Source organism: Saliphagus sp. GCM10025317, from assembly GCF_042663665.1.
Lineage (GTDB): Archaea > Halobacteriota > Halobacteria > Halobacteriales > Natrialbaceae > Natronosalvus.
Map to the genome: position 1 here is coordinate 268,740 of NZ_JBHTAQ010000005.1, position 15,232 is coordinate 283,971.

Annotated in this window: 13 protein-coding genes; 8 read left to right on the forward strand and 5 right to left on the reverse strand. The window is 57.8% G+C overall.

The window, feature by feature from the left end:
• The first annotated feature begins 3 nt into the window (after window positions 1-3).
• Complete coding sequence (locus ACFQS4_RS03475) at window positions 4-282, forward strand: DUF3006 domain-containing protein (protein WP_497902310.1); 279 nt, start codon at window positions 4-6, stop codon at window positions 280-282.
• A gap of 436 nt (window positions 283-718) precedes the next feature.
• On the opposite strand, the gene ACFQS4_RS03480 is transcribed toward ACFQS4_RS03475, so the two are convergent.
• A complete protein-coding gene (locus tag ACFQS4_RS03480; RefSeq protein WP_497902311.1) occupies window positions 719-1,021 on the reverse strand; it encodes a helix-turn-helix domain-containing protein in 303 nt (100 codons plus the stop codon).
• A 146-nt stretch (window positions 1,022-1,167) separates the two neighbouring features.
• Here ACFQS4_RS03480 and ACFQS4_RS03485 point away from each other — a divergent pair, with 146 nt between their 5' ends.
• Both ACFQS4_RS03485 and ACFQS4_RS03490 read left to right on the forward strand, forming a co-directional pair.
• Window positions 1,168-2,916, forward strand: a complete 1,749-nt coding sequence (locus ACFQS4_RS03485) for a vWA domain-containing protein (RefSeq protein WP_497902312.1) — start codon at window positions 1,168-1,170, stop codon at window positions 2,914-2,916.
• 259 nt (window positions 2,917-3,175) lie between these two features.
• A complete protein-coding gene (locus ACFQS4_RS03490; RefSeq protein WP_497902313.1) occupies window positions 3,176-3,397 on the forward strand; it encodes a type II toxin-antitoxin system HicB family antitoxin in 222 nt (73 codons plus the stop codon).
• Window positions 3,398-3,567: 170 nt separating this feature from the next.
• Here ACFQS4_RS03490 and ACFQS4_RS03495 read toward each other — a convergent pair whose 3' ends face one another.
• Entirely contained in the window at window positions 3,568-3,888 is a 321-nt protein-coding gene (locus ACFQS4_RS03495; RefSeq protein WP_497902314.1) for a hypothetical protein, read from the reverse strand.
• Between the two features lie 94 nt (window positions 3,889-3,982).
• The gene (locus ACFQS4_RS03500) at window positions 3,983-4,330 is read right to left on the reverse strand and encodes a four-helix bundle copper-binding protein (RefSeq protein WP_497902315.1); all 348 of its coding nucleotides are present in this window, start codon (window positions 4,328-4,330) and stop codon (window positions 3,983-3,985) included.
• A gap of 1,174 nt (window positions 4,331-5,504) precedes the next feature.
• Here ACFQS4_RS03500 and ACFQS4_RS03505 point away from each other — a divergent pair.
• From ACFQS4_RS03505 to ACFQS4_RS03520, 4 genes are all read left to right on the forward strand, one after another.
• Complete coding sequence (locus ACFQS4_RS03505; protein WP_497902316.1) at window positions 5,505-7,844, forward strand: PAS domain S-box protein; 2,340 nt, start codon at window positions 5,505-5,507, stop codon at window positions 7,842-7,844.
• A gap of 196 nt (window positions 7,845-8,040) precedes the next feature.
• Window positions 8,041-8,226 carry a HalOD1 output domain-containing protein gene (locus ACFQS4_RS03510; RefSeq protein ID WP_497902317.1) on the forward strand — a complete coding sequence of 62 codons (186 nt, stop codon included), beginning with the start codon at window positions 8,041-8,043 and terminating at the stop codon, window positions 8,224-8,226.
• A gap of 499 nt (window positions 8,227-8,725) precedes the next feature.
• On the forward strand, window positions 8,726-9,445 hold the full coding sequence (locus tag ACFQS4_RS03515; RefSeq protein ID WP_497902318.1) for a DUF2270 domain-containing protein: 720 nt from the start codon (window positions 8,726-8,728) through the stop codon (window positions 9,443-9,445).
• Between the two features lie 115 nt (window positions 9,446-9,560).
• Window positions 9,561-10,892, forward strand: coding sequence for a hemolysin family protein (locus tag ACFQS4_RS03520; RefSeq protein WP_497902319.1), 1,332 nt, complete (start codon window positions 9,561-9,563; stop codon window positions 10,890-10,892).
• Between the two features lie 1,059 nt (window positions 10,893-11,951).
• Here the strand turns inward: ACFQS4_RS03520 and ACFQS4_RS03525 are convergent.
• Entirely contained in the window at window positions 11,952-12,395 is a 444-nt protein-coding gene (locus ACFQS4_RS03525; protein WP_497902320.1) for an SPW repeat domain-containing protein, read from the reverse strand.
• Window positions 12,396-13,389: 994 nt separating this feature from the next.
• On the opposite strand from ACFQS4_RS03525, the gene ACFQS4_RS03530 reads away from it, so the two are divergent.
• Window positions 13,390-14,439, forward strand: coding sequence for a pentapeptide repeat-containing protein (locus ACFQS4_RS03530; protein ID WP_500192136.1), 1,050 nt, complete (start codon window positions 13,390-13,392; stop codon window positions 14,437-14,439).
• 13 nt (window positions 14,440-14,452) lie between these two features.
• On the opposite strand, the gene ACFQS4_RS03535 is transcribed toward ACFQS4_RS03530, so the two are convergent.
• The gene (locus ACFQS4_RS03535) at window positions 14,453-15,160 is read right to left on the reverse strand and encodes a DUF2270 domain-containing protein (protein WP_497902322.1); all 708 of its coding nucleotides are present in this window, start codon (window positions 15,158-15,160) and stop codon (window positions 14,453-14,455) included.
• Between the last annotated feature and the right edge of the window lie 72 nt (window positions 15,161-15,232).

A 15,232-nucleotide genomic window follows, 5' to 3' on the forward strand; every position in this document is an offset into this window, starting at 1 on the left:
GACATGACCGAGACCTACACTGGGATCGTGGACCGAATCGAGGATGACGAAACCGCCGTGATCCTGCTCGAGGAAGACAACCAGGTGGTTGACGAGAAAACGGTGGCCGTTGACCGCTTACCAGCGCCCGCTCAGACGAGCGGAAGTGCCCTCACAATCTCTCTCGAGGACGGAAACGTGGTCTCGATAGCCTATCAACCGAACACGACACACGAGCGTCGTGAGTCCGTACGGGCGAAATTGGATCGTCTCTCTTCGCGGTTATCTGACCGCGAGGAATGAGTTTGTGAGGTTGCGAAATAGACATACTGCCATTTTGGATTTGTTAAAACTCTTTGGTTGTGACAGGTTATGGTAGTTGTGCTGAATACAAAGTGCGAATGTCGCACGAGGGCTGGCTCGATTTGCGAAGGTAATGACCGATAAGTATAGGTGGTGGATGTACCATTACACTCGAGGTACAAGCGCTGCACCCGCGAACGACCAGCGGGAGCGAGCGGCTTTTTAGCGTAGATTTTTGGAGGAGCGATGAACGAGCAACGCGAGCGAACCCGACGAGAAAAGGTACGTGTGATTGTGTGGTTCGCGCTCAAATACTGCTGCAAAATAGGTGTCAACAGCACCCAGGTCGTACCGTTCCTACCCGTCGACACCGCCCCCAGTCCCTACTTCGTTCCGTACAGCGAGTATGTGATCGCTCCCAGTCCGAGCAATCGACTCACGTTCTCGAGAAGGCCATCGTTGGTTGGTCGACGTCCTCGAGGGTCACTTCAAGTCGCTCGAGGCGGGCCGCGTAGACGCTGTAGTGGTTGCCGTCCGGTACGAGTTCGGTCTGTTCGCTGAGCAGGTCATACTCCCGGAGTCGCTCGAGGTGACGGTAGATCGTCGGGAGCGACGCGTCACAGCGGTCGCTCAGGGTGCTGGCGGACATTGGTTTGACGCTGGTTTTGGTGAGGATCGCTCGAGCGTACTCGTCGTCGAGGAGAGCCAGTAATTCGGGGGGTTCGGCGCCTTCACTCACGGGTGATGGGTCGTTTCCCCATGAGTATCAGAAGCAGTCCGGTTTTTCTGGCTCGAAACACGCTCGGGCTCGCGGAACGCTACAGTCGAAATTTCAGCTTGGATTACCTTTTATACGGGACTCCGCGAACGATCGATAGAGACGACATGCCTTCCAGGAGACAATTTGTTCGGTTGTTCGGCGTCGGTGGTGCTGCCGCGCTCGCCGGTTGTTCGGCTCGCTCACTGAGCGACGATCGCAACGGGATAGACGACTGGCAGTACGATCCGTCTGACTCTGGGGGGAACGGCAACGCGAGCGCCAACGGCGCTTCGGCCGTTACGACCGAAGCCGACGATAGTATCGGCCTCGCCGCCGGTGGTGCCGCCGACGTAGAAACGTTCAGACGGAACGTCTCCGAGGGCTACCTTCCGGTCCCCGAGAGCATGGCCTACGAGGGCCTGTTTCACGACTACTACTTCGACACCGGGGGTGACGGATCGTGCGACTCGCTGTTCTGTCCGACCCACTCCGCCGCCGTCTCCCCGGACCCGCTCTCCGGGGAAGCCGAACGGTTCCTCTCGGTTGGGCTCGAGTCCGGGCGCTCCCAGTCCGCGTTCGAACGGCCCGCGCTGAACCTGGTGATCGTGCTCGACATCTCGGGGTCGATGCGCTCGAGCTTCGAGGAGTACTACTACGACTCGTACGGCAACCGAAAGCGCGCCGAGGGCGACACGTCACGCCCGAAGATCGACGTCGCCAAAGAGGCGCTGGTCGATCTGACGCGACAGCTCCGGCCCGAGGATCGACTGGGCGTCGTGCTCTTCAATACCGAAGCGCACGTGGCGAAACCACTCCGATCGGTCGATACGACCGACATGGACGCCATCCGCGAACACATCCGGGCGGACGTCGAGGCCGGGGGCGGAACCAGCGTATCGGCGGGAATCGAGTCGAGCGAGCAGCTGCTCGCCGACTACCGGAGTGACGGCGCGGCCGACGATTCCGGCCCGACAGCCGATGAGTATGAGACCCGGTCGATCCTGCTGACCGACGCCCAGATCAACGCGGGAGAGACCGACGCCGACGAACTTCGTGCCGGGCTCGAAGAGAACGCCGAAGCCGGCCACCACATGACGGTGGTTGGCATCGGCGTCGACTTCAACGCGGAGCTGGTCGACCAGCTTACGCGCGTTCGAGGCGCGAACTACTACAGCGTCCACTCCACGGACGAGTTCGAGCGCCGCCTCGGGGAGGAGTTCGAGTACATGGTGACGCCGCTCGTGTACGACCTTTCGCTCGAACTCGAGGCGGATGACTACGAGGTCGCGCGAGTGTACGGAACGACCGGCGCCGACGAAGGGGACGGACCGGTCATGCACGTCCACACGCTGTTTCCCTCCCCGCGGACGGACGGGGCAGCGAAGGGCGGCGTCGTCCTCGTCCAGCTCGAGCGAACCGACGTCGGAACCGACGAAGTGAACGGCGACGACGGGAATGAGGACGCGGCCAATCCTGTTTTGCGGGCGAGCTGGGAGACGCGAACGGGTGAGACCAGGTCGACGACCGAGCGCGTCACGTTTCCGGACGACAGCGCGGAGATGTACGACACCGACGCGGTCCGCAAGGCTATCCTCCTCGCGCGGTACGCCGACCTGCTGAAGAACTGGACGATACACGAGCGAGACGAGACGCTCGTCGCCACGGACGACGGTATCGCCGATCCGCCGGCGCCAGGGCGTCTCGGCAAGTGGGAGCAGCGGTCAACGCCACTCACCGTCTCCGCGCGGTACGCCGCTCGATTGCGGACGTTCCGTGACCACTTCGCAACCGAGGCCGAAGCCATCGGCGACGAGGACCTCGAGCGAGAACTCGAGCTGCTGACCACGATCCTCGAGGCCGACGAACGCGAGTAGCGGCTGGCGTTCACGAGCATTCAAACCCTTGCCATCCCTACTTCGAGTGAATGCACCTCGACGATTATATCGAGGAATTAGAGCCCGACGAGGAGGCCGAGTGCCGGCGCCTCGAGAAGTCCTACGCCATCACTGACCACCTCGAGGACGCCGTCCGCCAGATCGAGTAACGCCGCGAACCGCCCCAGCTGCCTCCACGCGCTCGAGGTCGGACTCCCTCGCGTCGCAGGACTTTCCGTTGAGTACAGTCATCACAGGTATGGGGACGCGACCACGGCGGGAGTCAGGCGACGAGACGGTCACGCTCACCCACGAGGGCGACTGGTACGTTGCAACTGACGAGACGACTGGGATCGCCAGCCAGGGCGAGACGAAAGCAAAGGCCCTCGAGAACCTGGCCGAGGCGCTCGAGCTTTATGGGCGTCCAGTGCCGGAGGACGCTGAGGACCTGGAGCCGTCTTCGGCACTGTGGATCGACTGATTTCACTTTTCTGACTCTGTTGAAATCCTCAGCCGTTGATAGGAATCGGGTGCTGAATACAGAGAATGAGTTCAGCACAACGGCTTCGTTTGTTTCACGCCAAACCCAGTGAACGGCTCGCTCAGTAGAAGTGCGAACTGAGCATACTCGGTACTGCGTGTCGCTTGAAATCAGTCCTTTGAGTCAGGAGCTGACCGTTGGTCGTCCGTCGATTCGGGCTGTAACTGGCGGACGAGATTCAAATGCATCAAGTGAAGGTGCATTCCAATTCCGTACAGGATGGTCCCCAGTCCGACGAACGTAAGCGGCATAAGTATCGACTCGATTGCCTGTGAGGGACTGTCAAGATTTGCGGGAAGGACGGCACCAACGGCTAACAGAAACGCAGTGAGGATGATTATCAATCCTATACGGACCGCGTGGGAGTATTTTCCGACCTGTTGGATTCGTCTTTCAATCTCCTCTCGGGAGGGGGCTGTCTCACGAGCCATAGCGTATGATTTCTAGCATCGTACAGGGTTATTCAAGCCGACAATACGCTGGTGACGAAAAAGGTTTGTGGATGGGCAGAATTGGTTGCGGGTTCTACGTTGACGTCATCTCCCGGCAGGATTCGGCACACTCGCGAAGCACTTCAGCACACACCTGACAGTGTTCTTCATCGTGTTGTTCGCACTCGTCCGCACACTCATCACATGCACTAGCACAGGCTTCTGCAAGTTGCGTGCTGTAGTTCGAGTTCCGTGCCATGAAGCGTGCGTGTAGCGTCGTGAGATCGGCGACATCCCGACAGAGACGAAGGCACTTGGCCATCCCTTCGCCTTCACCAGCACATTCATCAGCGCACCATTCACACGCTTGAGCGGCTTCGAGACAGATGTCGATGCACTCTCCCATCTGGTCGTTCATGTGGTCGATTTGAGTTAGAGCCATCACTCACTCTTCCAGCACTCAACGGCGTAAAACCGGGGCTGGAATAGGCAACCGGTCACTGAACACCCTGTACTGAGCGCTCACCACTTCGGAGATTGAACTAAATCTCGTGCTGTATTCAGCACGGTCGTTGAAACCTATCATCGGTTAAGGATTTCAACAGAGCCAGTGGATAGGAATAGCGCGGAGGAAACAATGATGTGGTAGCTGATTGGCTATGAGGGCGACGTTGGCAACGACTAACCCCCTCCCCCGCGCTGGTAGTGAATTGGTCTCAGTGAACGTAACCGTATTGGCCGTCTCGACCCGCCTTACCCAAACTCACTAATCTCCGTTATCAAGGGTTCCACTGCCATCAACAGAAGGGCTGAGGGTACGAAACGTCCGTTTTCAATCTATCAACCAACTCTTGAGCGTGGCGCGCGTTCCTTGCGCCACAAGGTTACCTTGCCCCTTAACGGCGCTTGCTGTAGGGAGGTCTGACAATTACGGAAGGCGAATGACGCATGTGTCATCCAATTCTACGACTATCGACATTTATTCGGCGGTCGATACATGGACTCGACCTCGATCGAAACTCGAGATGACGGTATCCCGGCCCAGAAGTGAAGATCGGTTCCAATGACCCAGTTCCACCACTCCGAACACCTCCGGAATCAGTGTCGCGCCTATGGCTCGGCGATAACGTATCCCCGAATATTCAAACCGCACGTAGCGGCTACAACACTTCTATTTTCGAGCGATCGACGTGCAGCGGACGTTAGCTACGTGAGTAAAACTGCTTCTCCGTACTGAATTGAGGCCGTAACATCGTGAGCGCACGGGCATGAATACGACGGGCCAACAGCCTTGTCACTTATCGGTGGAGGTCAGCCCGGTCTGATACCCTCCTATGCCAGAGGATACAGACCGTTAGGCATCGAAGCGGACGGAAATCGCACCACCATAACCCGGCCACTCCCCAGGTGGCCGTCCTCTGTCATCGATCTACGTATCGGAATCCTCGAGTCACCGGCTTACTCGTACAGTTTCCCGAGGAGATACACGGTGGCTCCCATCACGAAAATGGCGGGAAGCCATCCAAAAAGGTGATGTAGTATCAAAATGATTTAATGAAGAATTCGCAGAGCAATATAGAAGGCTTTACCCCTGACACCTGAGTAACACACTCCAAATGGATTCGACTTCCGAGACCGATACGGGACCCGACCCGCAGGTCCGCCAACAGGAAGTCGTCGCCGAACTCGGACAACAGGCCCTCCGGACGAACGACCTTGACCAGTTGATGCACGACATCGCGGTCGCCGTCGCCGAGACCCTCGAGGCCGAGTATGCGAAAGTACTCGAGCTGTACCCCGACGGCGATGCTGTCCTGCTTAAGGAGGGTGTCGGCTGGCACGATGGTCTCGTAGGTTCAGCGACCGCCACCACCAATCTGGATTCACAGGCGGGCTATACCTTGCTTTCCGAAGCGCCGGTTATCGTCGACGACCTCCGTACGGATGAGCGCTTTTCCGGCCCTGAGCTGCTGACCGAACACGACGTCGTGAGCGGAATCAGCGTCATTATCGGGACTGTCGACGATCCGTGGGGTGTCTTTGGCGTCCACACGACAAGCCACCGCGAGTTTACCGACAGTGACGTTGCTTTCGTCACGAACATCGCAAACGTCCTCGCCGCGGCGATCGATCGTACTGAGACGGAACGTCGACTGCGTGAGCGCGAACGACGGCTCGGGCGATACAAGGAGTACACCGACGGCATCCTCGCCGCTGTTGACGACGTATTCTACGTCATCGACGAATCCGGCACGTTCCAGCGCTGGAACGAGGCCCTGACCGAAGTGACCGGTTATTCGGACGCAGAGATCGGATCTATGCATTCGGTGGAGTTTTTTAGCCAGGAGGATCACGAGTCGACCGCGGCCGCGATTGACGAAGTGTTCGAAACCGGGCGTACTCGCGTCGAGGCAGGAATCCTGACCAAAGCGGGTGACCGGATCCCGTACGAGTTCGTCGCGACAAGACTCGAGGACCCCGACGGAACGCCGGTGCTGGCCGGGATCGGCCGCGACGTCACGGAGCGAAAGGAACGGACCCGGGAGCTCGCCAAGTACGAGCGCATTGTTGAAACGATCAACGACGGCATCTACGTGGCCGACGACGACTTGCGGTACACGATGGTCAACGACGCGTTCGCCGCGTTGACCGGCTACACTCGCGAGGAACTACGCGGCGCCCACGCCACTCGTCTTATCGACGAGGCGGCTATCGAGGAGGCCGCTGAAATGCGGGCGGCGATGGCCACCGACGAGACAGCCAATCCGACGCTGGAAACGACCGTCGAGACGGCAGACGGCGACCACGTCCCCGTCGAAGTGACGTTTGCGTCATTCACCGCCGACGAGGGGGAGAACCGCGTCGGCGTGGTCCGAGATATCACCGAGCGCAAGGAACGTGAGCGAGCTCTTGCCGAGAGCGAGCGCCGCTACCGGACGCTTGTCAAGAACTTCCCGAACGGGGCGGTCGGTCTCTATGACGAGGACCTTACCTACACCGTCGCCGGCGGCGAGCTAATGAGCGAACTGGAGATTCCACCGGACGAGATCGTCGGCGTCTCGATCTACGAGCGCTACCCCGACGACCTGGTCGAAGAGATCAAACCCCATTTCCGCGCCGTGTTCGACGGCGACTCGCGAACGTTCGAAGTGGAGTACCACGACCGCTACCTGCTGGCGCACACGCTTCCCGTTCGAGACGGCGCCGACGACATCTACGCAGGAATGTTGCTGATCCAGGACATCACCGAACGCACAGAGTACCGTCGGCAACTCGAGGAATCGAACGAGCGCCTCGAGCAGTTCGCCTATGCCGCCTCCCACGACCTCCAGGAACCGCTTCGAATGATCTCGAGTTATCTCTCGTTGCTCGAGCGACGGTATGAAGACGCATTTGACGAAGATGGTGAAGAATTTCTCGCGTTCGCTGTTGACGGGGCTGAGCGGATGCGCGAGATGATCGACGGCCTTCTCGAGTACTCGCGGATCGACACGCAGGGTGAGCCGCTCGAGCCGGTTGCACTGGAAGATGTCCTTGACGATGCAACCGACAACCTGCACGTGAAACTCGAAGAGAGTAATGCCGAACTCACAGTTGCCTCTCTCCCTCGTGTACGGGGTGACGAACGCCAGCTCCAGCAGGTCTTCCAGAACCTCCTGAGCAATGCGGTCGAGTACAGCGGCGATGAGCCTCCGCGAATCCATGTCGACGCCAAAGAGGCTGGTCATGAGTGGATAATCTCCGTTCGCGACGAGGGCATCGGCATCGACTCCGAGGAGACGGACCGTATCTTTGAGGTGTTCCAGCGTCTTCACAGCCACGACGAGCACGCGGGAACGGGGATCGGACTCGCCTTGTGCCAGCGGATCGTCGAGCGTCACGGCGGCGAGATCTGGGTCGACTCCGAGTCCGGCAAGGGGGCGACTTTCCGATTTACGCTGCCGGCGACTGAGTAGGCATATGATGGGCCAGCTATCCGGGTACGGGCTGTGACCTCACGACTGGGTTATCGAACCGTTGACTGGCTGCACTGTCTGGATTTCTACCAAGGGCACGAACAATTGATTGTGTACAACCCATTCTGCTTTGGCAAACCTTTTACGACAAATCGGTATACGAGGGTTTGTGTCAACTGATAGCACACAGGTAACCATGAGCGAGTCTTCATCTAACAAGAGAGTCTTAGCCAGTACGACGTGGGGAGAGGACAGTACAAACACACCAGTCTATGCTGTCGTCTCTGCGGTTGCAGAGGCAACTGGCACGGACCCAATCGACTTGCCGCCACTCCAGACAGCAATCGACCCCGACGCGCTGAACGCCCTGTTTACGTCGTAATCATCCTCAGCACTCGATCAGGTTCAATTTCAATACGCCGGATTCGAAATCGCTGTCTTCGGTGATGGGGTGGTTCGCGTTTACGCTGACTCCGACGCCTAACTTAGTGTCTCGGACACTGTCTCACCCCCTCGAGCCGCTTCCCGGCGGACCAACGACTCTTCTCTCTTCTGGCCTCGACTGGAACGAGCGTGATTAAATTTTGTAGATACCCATCGCCGAGTGCCGTATGCGTGGGTAGCAACAGATGCCTACCGAATCACATACTTTCCCCCTTGAATGTACCCAGCAGACTCTGGACGAGCTGCCGAATCGTTGTCAAGAGATGCATGCAAGATACAGAGGCTGGATGCAGCACAGCAGATCCGTTTGTTTCACAACCTCTGGCCGGAACCAACCGATACATACAGATGCGTACTGTTCGATGTTCTCCAGTACATGACACTCAGATTACGCCGTCACCATAGCTGCTTATGGAACGAGGAGTTGTCTCTCCTCTATGACCGATTCGAGTAGAGACGAGTTCGACCCAACAGCACCAGACCAACGGGAGGTCGGCCGCAAAATGGTTGACGACAGCACGGGACTCGGTTCGGTGATGGCCCACGCCTACCGCGGAGAGATCGACCGAGTGGGGACGTGGCGCCAGCGCCTCGACGAGACGACGACGTGGGCGGTAACGCTGATGGCAGCAATCTTGACGTGGGCGTTTTCGAGTACCGATAACCCACACTATATCGTGCTGATCGGTATCGTTGTCGTCACCGTCTTTCTGGGCATCGAAGCACGGCGGTACCGGGACTACGATGTCTTTCGCTCTCGCACTCGAGTCATCCAGGAGAACCTGTTCGCAAACGCCCTCGATCCGTCCCAGGGCACTGAAAGCCACGACTGGCGAGCGGAACTGAGTAAGGACTATCGCCGGCCGACGCTGAAAGTCTCGTTCTACGAAGCACTCGCAAACCGACTCCGGCGTGTGTACCTTGCTCTGCTCAGTGTCCTATTGGTCGCGTGGGTCTTCAGGATTACAGCGTTCGCGCCGCGCCAGGACTGGCTGACAACCGCTGGAATCGCCCGTATCCCCGGGATTGCTGTGGTTGTCGTTGTGGGCGTGTTCTACGTCGTACTGCTGGGTGTCACCTTCTGGCCCCGTGAACGCCATGCCAAGGGTGAATTCCGTGAAGGGGACCCGGGCGATTGGAAAGAAACAGACCGATAAATACATTGACACCAGTCGGTCACCCGCGAACCACTTAGAGGATTTTAGTCATTGGGGCGAGATGTATAGCTATGGACACACCACAATTGAACGGCAGTACTTTCTGGGAGGGCCGATGGTAGACGTTGCGCTCTCGGCGGCACAACTCGTCTTAGCGCTGATTCTCGTGGTCTTAAACGGCTTTTTTGTCGCTGCAGAGTTCGCCTTCGTTCGAATTCGGGGGACATCGGTCGACCAGCTCGTCGAAGAGGGGCGGCCCGGCTCGGGGACGCTCCAGGAGGTGATGACGAATCTCGACAACTACCTCGCCACGACACAACTCGGCATCACCATCGCCTCGCTCGGATTGGGATGGGTCGGCGAACCCGCAGTGGCGGCGCTCATCGAGCCCATCCTGGAATCGGTTCTCCCGGCGACTCTCATCCATGTCGTCGCGTTCGCAATCGGCTTTAGTATCATCACGTTTCTCCACGTCGTCTTCGGTGAACTCACACCGAAGACGCTCGCAATCGCCCAGACCGAGCGACTCTCGCTGTTCCTCGCCCCGCCAATGAAGGCCTTCTATTACCTACTCTATCCGGGCATTGTCGTCTTCAACGGGGCGGCCAACGCGTTCACGCGGTCGCTCGGTGTGCCGCCCGCTTCCGAAACGGATGAGACACTCGGTGAGCGGGAGCTCCTTCGGGTACTAACACAATCCGGTGAGGGAGGGGGCATTGACCTGGCAGAAGTGACGATGATCGAGCGCGTCTTCGACCTTGACGATATCGTAGTGCGGGAGGTCATGGTCCCACGACCGGACGTGGTGAGCGTTCCGGCGGATGCCACACTATCCGAACTGCATTCGATCGTCTTAGAGGCCGGACACACGCGCTATCCGGTTCTCGAGGCCAACGACGGTAATCAAGTAGTTGGATTCGTCGATGTCAAGGACGTGCTGCGAGCAGAGGTGACCGATGGGGATGCCGAGAGAGTTGGTGACCTCGTCCGCGAGATTCGCATCGTCCCGGAGACGATGGCAATTAGCGATCTCCTGTTACAGTTCAGGGAGGATCGACAGCAGATGGCCGCAGTCATCGACGAGTGGGGAGCATTCGAGGGGATTGCAACGGTTGAAGACGTCGTTGAGGCCCTCGTTGGAGACCTTCGAGACGGGTTTGATCTCGATAAGCGCGAACCGTCGATACGGCGGCGCGACGATGAGGGGTACGACATTGACGGCGGAGTCCAATTGTCGAAAGTGAATGAGGCCCTCGCTGGGGACTTCGAAAGCGAGGCGGTCGAAACGATCGGTGGACTGGTACTCGAACAACTCAACCGCGCACCAGAACCTGGCGACCGCGTCGAGGTCGCCGGTCACGTCGTTGAGGTAACGAGCATCGAGGGGGCCCGAATTTCGACGGTATGGGTCCACGAAAGAGATATCGATGATCCAGCGGTGGACTAAATGGGTATGGACTTGCTCGTTTAGGTCCGTTCGGCTTCGCGCCGCCGTCTAATTGGTGTTTTGTTCTCTACCGGTCTGACTCGTAGTCGTTCATCAATCGGATCAACAATTGATGAGTCTTGGATTCCAGCGATGGAATCAGATCTACGGTTTGACATCCTCTCTGCCCTGAAGGACGAGGATTCCCGAGTCAGGCGAATCGATACGGGAGGTCGATGGTGCCACTGACAGCAGTGTGTCTTGTTCGGACAAAACCGTCTGAGCGTTCGTAGTTTTGGCTAATGAATTGACTGGTTCGCCACGAAATTCGCGTTCGTGAGTTTCGAGCGCCTTCGTGATCTGGCGTTTCGGCGGGTCGAGGATCGACTAAGATTGACTAACTGACTGCGCTCGTTGATACAGCCACACAAACTATCCTCAATGTCCACTGTACGGCCTAAAATATCATCTCTTGCCCGAACGCAAAAGATTGCGACCTCCGAGAATGAGCACGAATAATTCTCAATTCTCGATTGGAAAGACAGGCGTGGGTGGCTTCGCGTGAATGGCAACACGCTCTAAGTCTAAGCTATAGTGCTCACTGTATGGGCGGTACTGATCAATCCATTATTTTAAAATTCTGGCTGCCGCAGGGACAGTCGTCTGTACCGATCGGTCGAATTCTATTGTTTGCACAGACTACTGCTGCGTGGGCTGTTCCGCACTCAGTACAGATCGCGACCACGCGGTTCTCACCACCTGTCTCTCGAGACATAGGAGTACCACCCGACCATGCATGTTCAAGCCCGTTCCTGCATACCCCGAAAGTCCTTTAGAAGGAAATGTCCCTATTTGTTAGACACTATTTCCAGGAGGTGAGTGCGATACCAAGTATCGATCTGGATCAGTCACAATTGGGTTCGAAATTCTTTAATTCGAATTATACACTGATTAGAAGAGTTATGAATACATGCGTATGGAACACTCAGCTCTCCCTGTCAGAAGGAGAACTGTCTGGTCCGGATCGTACTCGGGCTACGATGCGCGCCAGGAACTCGAAAAGAGCCATCAAGAGGTGAGTTAGGCGCGAGTGCGGACGGGGTCTGGTGCGTCGGCTTTCCCGTTCGCGTATGCGTTGTAGGCCGAAAGGGCAGCGACAGCCAGGCCGGAGAGCGTGGTCCCGATTGCAAGTTCGTTGCTCCCCATCTCCATGACGTATGGTGCGATCGCTGTCCAAAGGCCGAGCAAGATAGTCAGCGATGCAACGGCGACACTTGCCAATCGATCCTTCGACAGTCGGTAGAAGTTGTACCCGGCAAGCAGAAAGATACCTGTTCCAACGAGCGTATCGTTCCACGTTGCTGCGTCTGTCGCCTCAAAGATAAACGGCGAGGCGACGAGGTATAACCCGATCAGGGCGACAAGGGCGCTCAACCACTGCATCACGTCCGTGTTCAGTGTCTCTCTGTTCCGGGCTGACCCAGCGTCGGAGTCCGTTCCGGTGTCGGTCGGTGTATTGCTCATGATTTTCCTCGCCGCTCGTACCCCTCATATGCGGAAAACGATGGTGCCTGCACCCGTCGGGAAGGTCGGATGCATCTTTTTCTCGTTTGGTGGTCACCATATCACCTGTACTGAGCGCTCACTACTTCGGAGAAGGGGATGGGGGTGCTATGAGTGGACCAATTTCGGGAAAACAGACGAATCGGAGGAAACCGTCTCCGCTATATACTCCAAAGACGGAGAAAGGCATAATAAGAGTTTGGTTGGAAGTTTTGATCAATATCTGTCCGCTATGCAATGTATCAATTTCATACGCGATTGTTTGAGAAAGTACCACATACAGTAGAGAAACGGATCGATCTTAATCCTACTTTTATAAGGTCACACAAAGAGAGGACAGAGACGATTATCACCACGCCAGAGTATGATCCCGGGATGTTCGATGATCGATTTGCTTCCGGCGGTCCAACGTATGAGGCCGATTCGGCAGTAGAGACTCGATCGACGTTCGAAGATATCGTCGAAAACAATCCGGAGCCAGCTCTCCTGAATCTCAAACAATCCGATACCTGAATCGGACTCGGCTATCCGTCTGATTTGGGACAAAGCATCGGAGCTGGGAAGCGGCCGTGTGTCAACCCACGACCACCACCGGAGTGTTGATCGGATCGGGGCCGATTGAGTCCAAGACGAGCCGAACGACGAAACCGACGATGCCAAGCAGACCGAGTCTCCTGATCAGGAACGGCCGACCAGAAAGACGGTTAGTGTGAGCGTGAACACGAGCACCGGCTCCTCGAGCGGCACCTCGGGAACAGTGATCACAGCCGGAGAAGGACATCCAAACACTGCGACGTCACTATGGACGCGCGACTCGCTCTTGGCTGTTCCGCTCAGGTGGGCTTTTACGGCTTTCCTACGGTGCGCTCTGCGTCTGGGACCTGATGGCCTCACCAACACTCTCGGTCTCAGTAGCACCGGGACGCTTCTATACGGTCGAGCGCCTCTGACTCTCATGAGTATCGGTCCCGAGTCTCGGTGCGGACACCTCCAGGAAGAGCTGACCCGGGAAAACGTCGGCGCCGTGTGTTGCTGGCGGCCGGCCTGGAACCACACAGGGCGCTGTATCTGGCACGCCGACGAGGACGCAAAGCCCCGCGATGCGTTCGAGACGGCTTGGCCTGAACCCGGGGAACGGCTCGACGGAGCAATCCTTCGGGGCGCGTCGCTCGCCGGCGCGGAATTCTCGGCATGTCGATTCATCGGTGCGGACTTCGCCGGGGCCATCGTTCGGGACGCCGACTTCTCCGGCGCGGACCTCCGGCGAGCGACGTTCCGTGACACGGACGCACGGCGCGCCTCTTTCGATCGATCGACGATCGAGGACGCGCAGTTCGTCAATGCCGACCTCCGGGAGGGGAGCTTCCTCGAAGCACGCCTCGACCGCGCGATCTTCTCAAACACGCCGGTGGACCGGAAGACGAGGTTCGGCGAACGCGTCGTCTATGAACAACGGCTCGGCGACGTGGGTGACCGACAGCGCTGGACTGATCTCGTCGAGGCAGCGGCGTGGTCGTACCGTGAACTTCAACAGCTTTTCGACGACAACGCCATCCCGGAGCGATCGCTCCACTATTACCGACAGGAGATGGATCTTCGACGTCGGGTCGCCTGGGCCACAAAAGACTGGGCTCGGGCGTTTACGCTGGCCGGCTCCCACTGGATCATGCGTTACGGGACGAGTCCCTGGCGCGTCGTCGCGAGTTCGCTGGTACTAATACTGGTCTGTGCCCTGCTGTATCCGTTGACGGGGGGTATTCAGGCAGTCGGGGTTAATCAGGCGATCACGTATACGCTTGACGACCCGAGCAGGGCATCGGTCGAAACGATTGTTACAGTGTTTCTTGAGAGCCTCTACTTCAGCATCGTCACGTTCGCGACGTTAGGGTACGGAGATATTCAACCGGTTGGGACCTGGGCAAGGCTTCTGGCTGGATTCGAGTCGCTAACTGGGTCTCTATTAATGGCCCTTCTTGTATTTGTGCTCACACGATCCGTGCGGTGATTTGAAGCGCCAATTACATTTCCTTCCATTCGCCGTACGCGGTTTCGTTGACTTCGCCTTTGGCTCGCCGCTTGCGAGGCCAGACGGCAAGGCCCGCTGCGAACGCATAGACCAAGCCGACGAAACTCAGTACGACCGCTCCTGGGATTCGAGGTAGCGATGCAGCATGTACGAATGCCTGATCAGAGTAGGCACCAATCCGGAAAACCCAGCTGACTAGCATAATGGCTAGTAGTGGAAGGTACACCCGTCGAAGCCTTCGCCCGAGCGCTTCGTGATACGGGATTTTTATCGACGGATTTCGGTAGTCATCGCTCAGTTCCGCCCGCCACCGCGGTCGCTCGACGCCGGCTGACGGGTCAAGCGCGTTCGCGAAGAGATTCTCCTGTAATAGACGGGCGCGTGAGCGCCACACGTCGTAGCTCTGGTAGCGCCGTGCCTCGATGCAGAGAAACACAGTCATCACGAGCATTCCGACGAGCAGAATGGCGTGAGAGGTCCCATCGCTCGAGAACGCGTAGACGAGGATTGCTGCCATAACGGTGACCGCCCAGTTGGTCGTCTCGTCGAGTCGCTCGCGCCAGGTCGTGACGCGCTCAACCTCGCCCCGATAGAGGTGTGCAGCCACCGAGCCGAGGCCGGTGCTCTGGTCGACCATTTCCCGACCGATTTCCCGTTGTTCAGGTGCTTCTGGGTCGAATTCACGGTCCTCTTGAGTCATTGGAACAGATACAGTCAGTGAGGAGATAACGCGCACGCCTACACTAGAGGGTATGATGCGCCTTTTTCGGCG

Coding starts and splice junctions, on each gene's coding strand:
- ACFQS4_RS03475 (WP_497902310.1), top strand. CDS start 4: ATGACCGAGACCTACACTGGGATCGTGGACCGAATCGAGGATGACGAA.
- ACFQS4_RS03485 (WP_497902312.1), top strand. CDS start 1,168: ATGCCTTCCAGGAGACAATTTGTTCGGTTGTTCGGCGTCGGTGGTGCT.
- ACFQS4_RS03490 (WP_497902313.1), top strand. CDS start 3,176: ATGGGGACGCGACCACGGCGGGAGTCAGGCGACGAGACGGTCACGCTC.
- ACFQS4_RS03495 (WP_497902314.1), bottom strand. CDS start 3,888: ATGGCTCGTGAGACAGCCCCCTCCCGAGAGGAGATTGAAAGACGAATC.
- ACFQS4_RS03500 (WP_497902315.1), bottom strand. CDS start 4,330: ATGGCTCTAACTCAAATCGACCACATGAACGACCAGATGGGAGAGTGC.
- ACFQS4_RS03505 (WP_497902316.1), top strand. CDS start 5,505: ATGGATTCGACTTCCGAGACCGATACGGGACCCGACCCGCAGGTCCGC.
- ACFQS4_RS03510 (WP_497902317.1), top strand. CDS start 8,041: ATGAGCGAGTCTTCATCTAACAAGAGAGTCTTAGCCAGTACGACGTGG.
- ACFQS4_RS03515 (WP_497902318.1), top strand. CDS start 8,726: ATGACCGATTCGAGTAGAGACGAGTTCGACCCAACAGCACCAGACCAA.
- ACFQS4_RS03520 (WP_497902319.1), top strand. CDS start 9,561: ATGGTAGACGTTGCGCTCTCGGCGGCACAACTCGTCTTAGCGCTGATT.
- ACFQS4_RS03525 (WP_497902320.1), bottom strand. CDS start 12,395: ATGAGCAATACACCGACCGACACCGGAACGGACTCCGACGCTGGGTCA.
- ACFQS4_RS03530 (WP_500192136.1), top strand. CDS start 13,390: ATGAGTATCGGTCCCGAGTCTCGGTGCGGACACCTCCAGGAAGAGCTG.
- ACFQS4_RS03535 (WP_497902322.1), bottom strand. CDS start 15,160: ATGACTCAAGAGGACCGTGAATTCGACCCAGAAGCACCTGAACAACGG.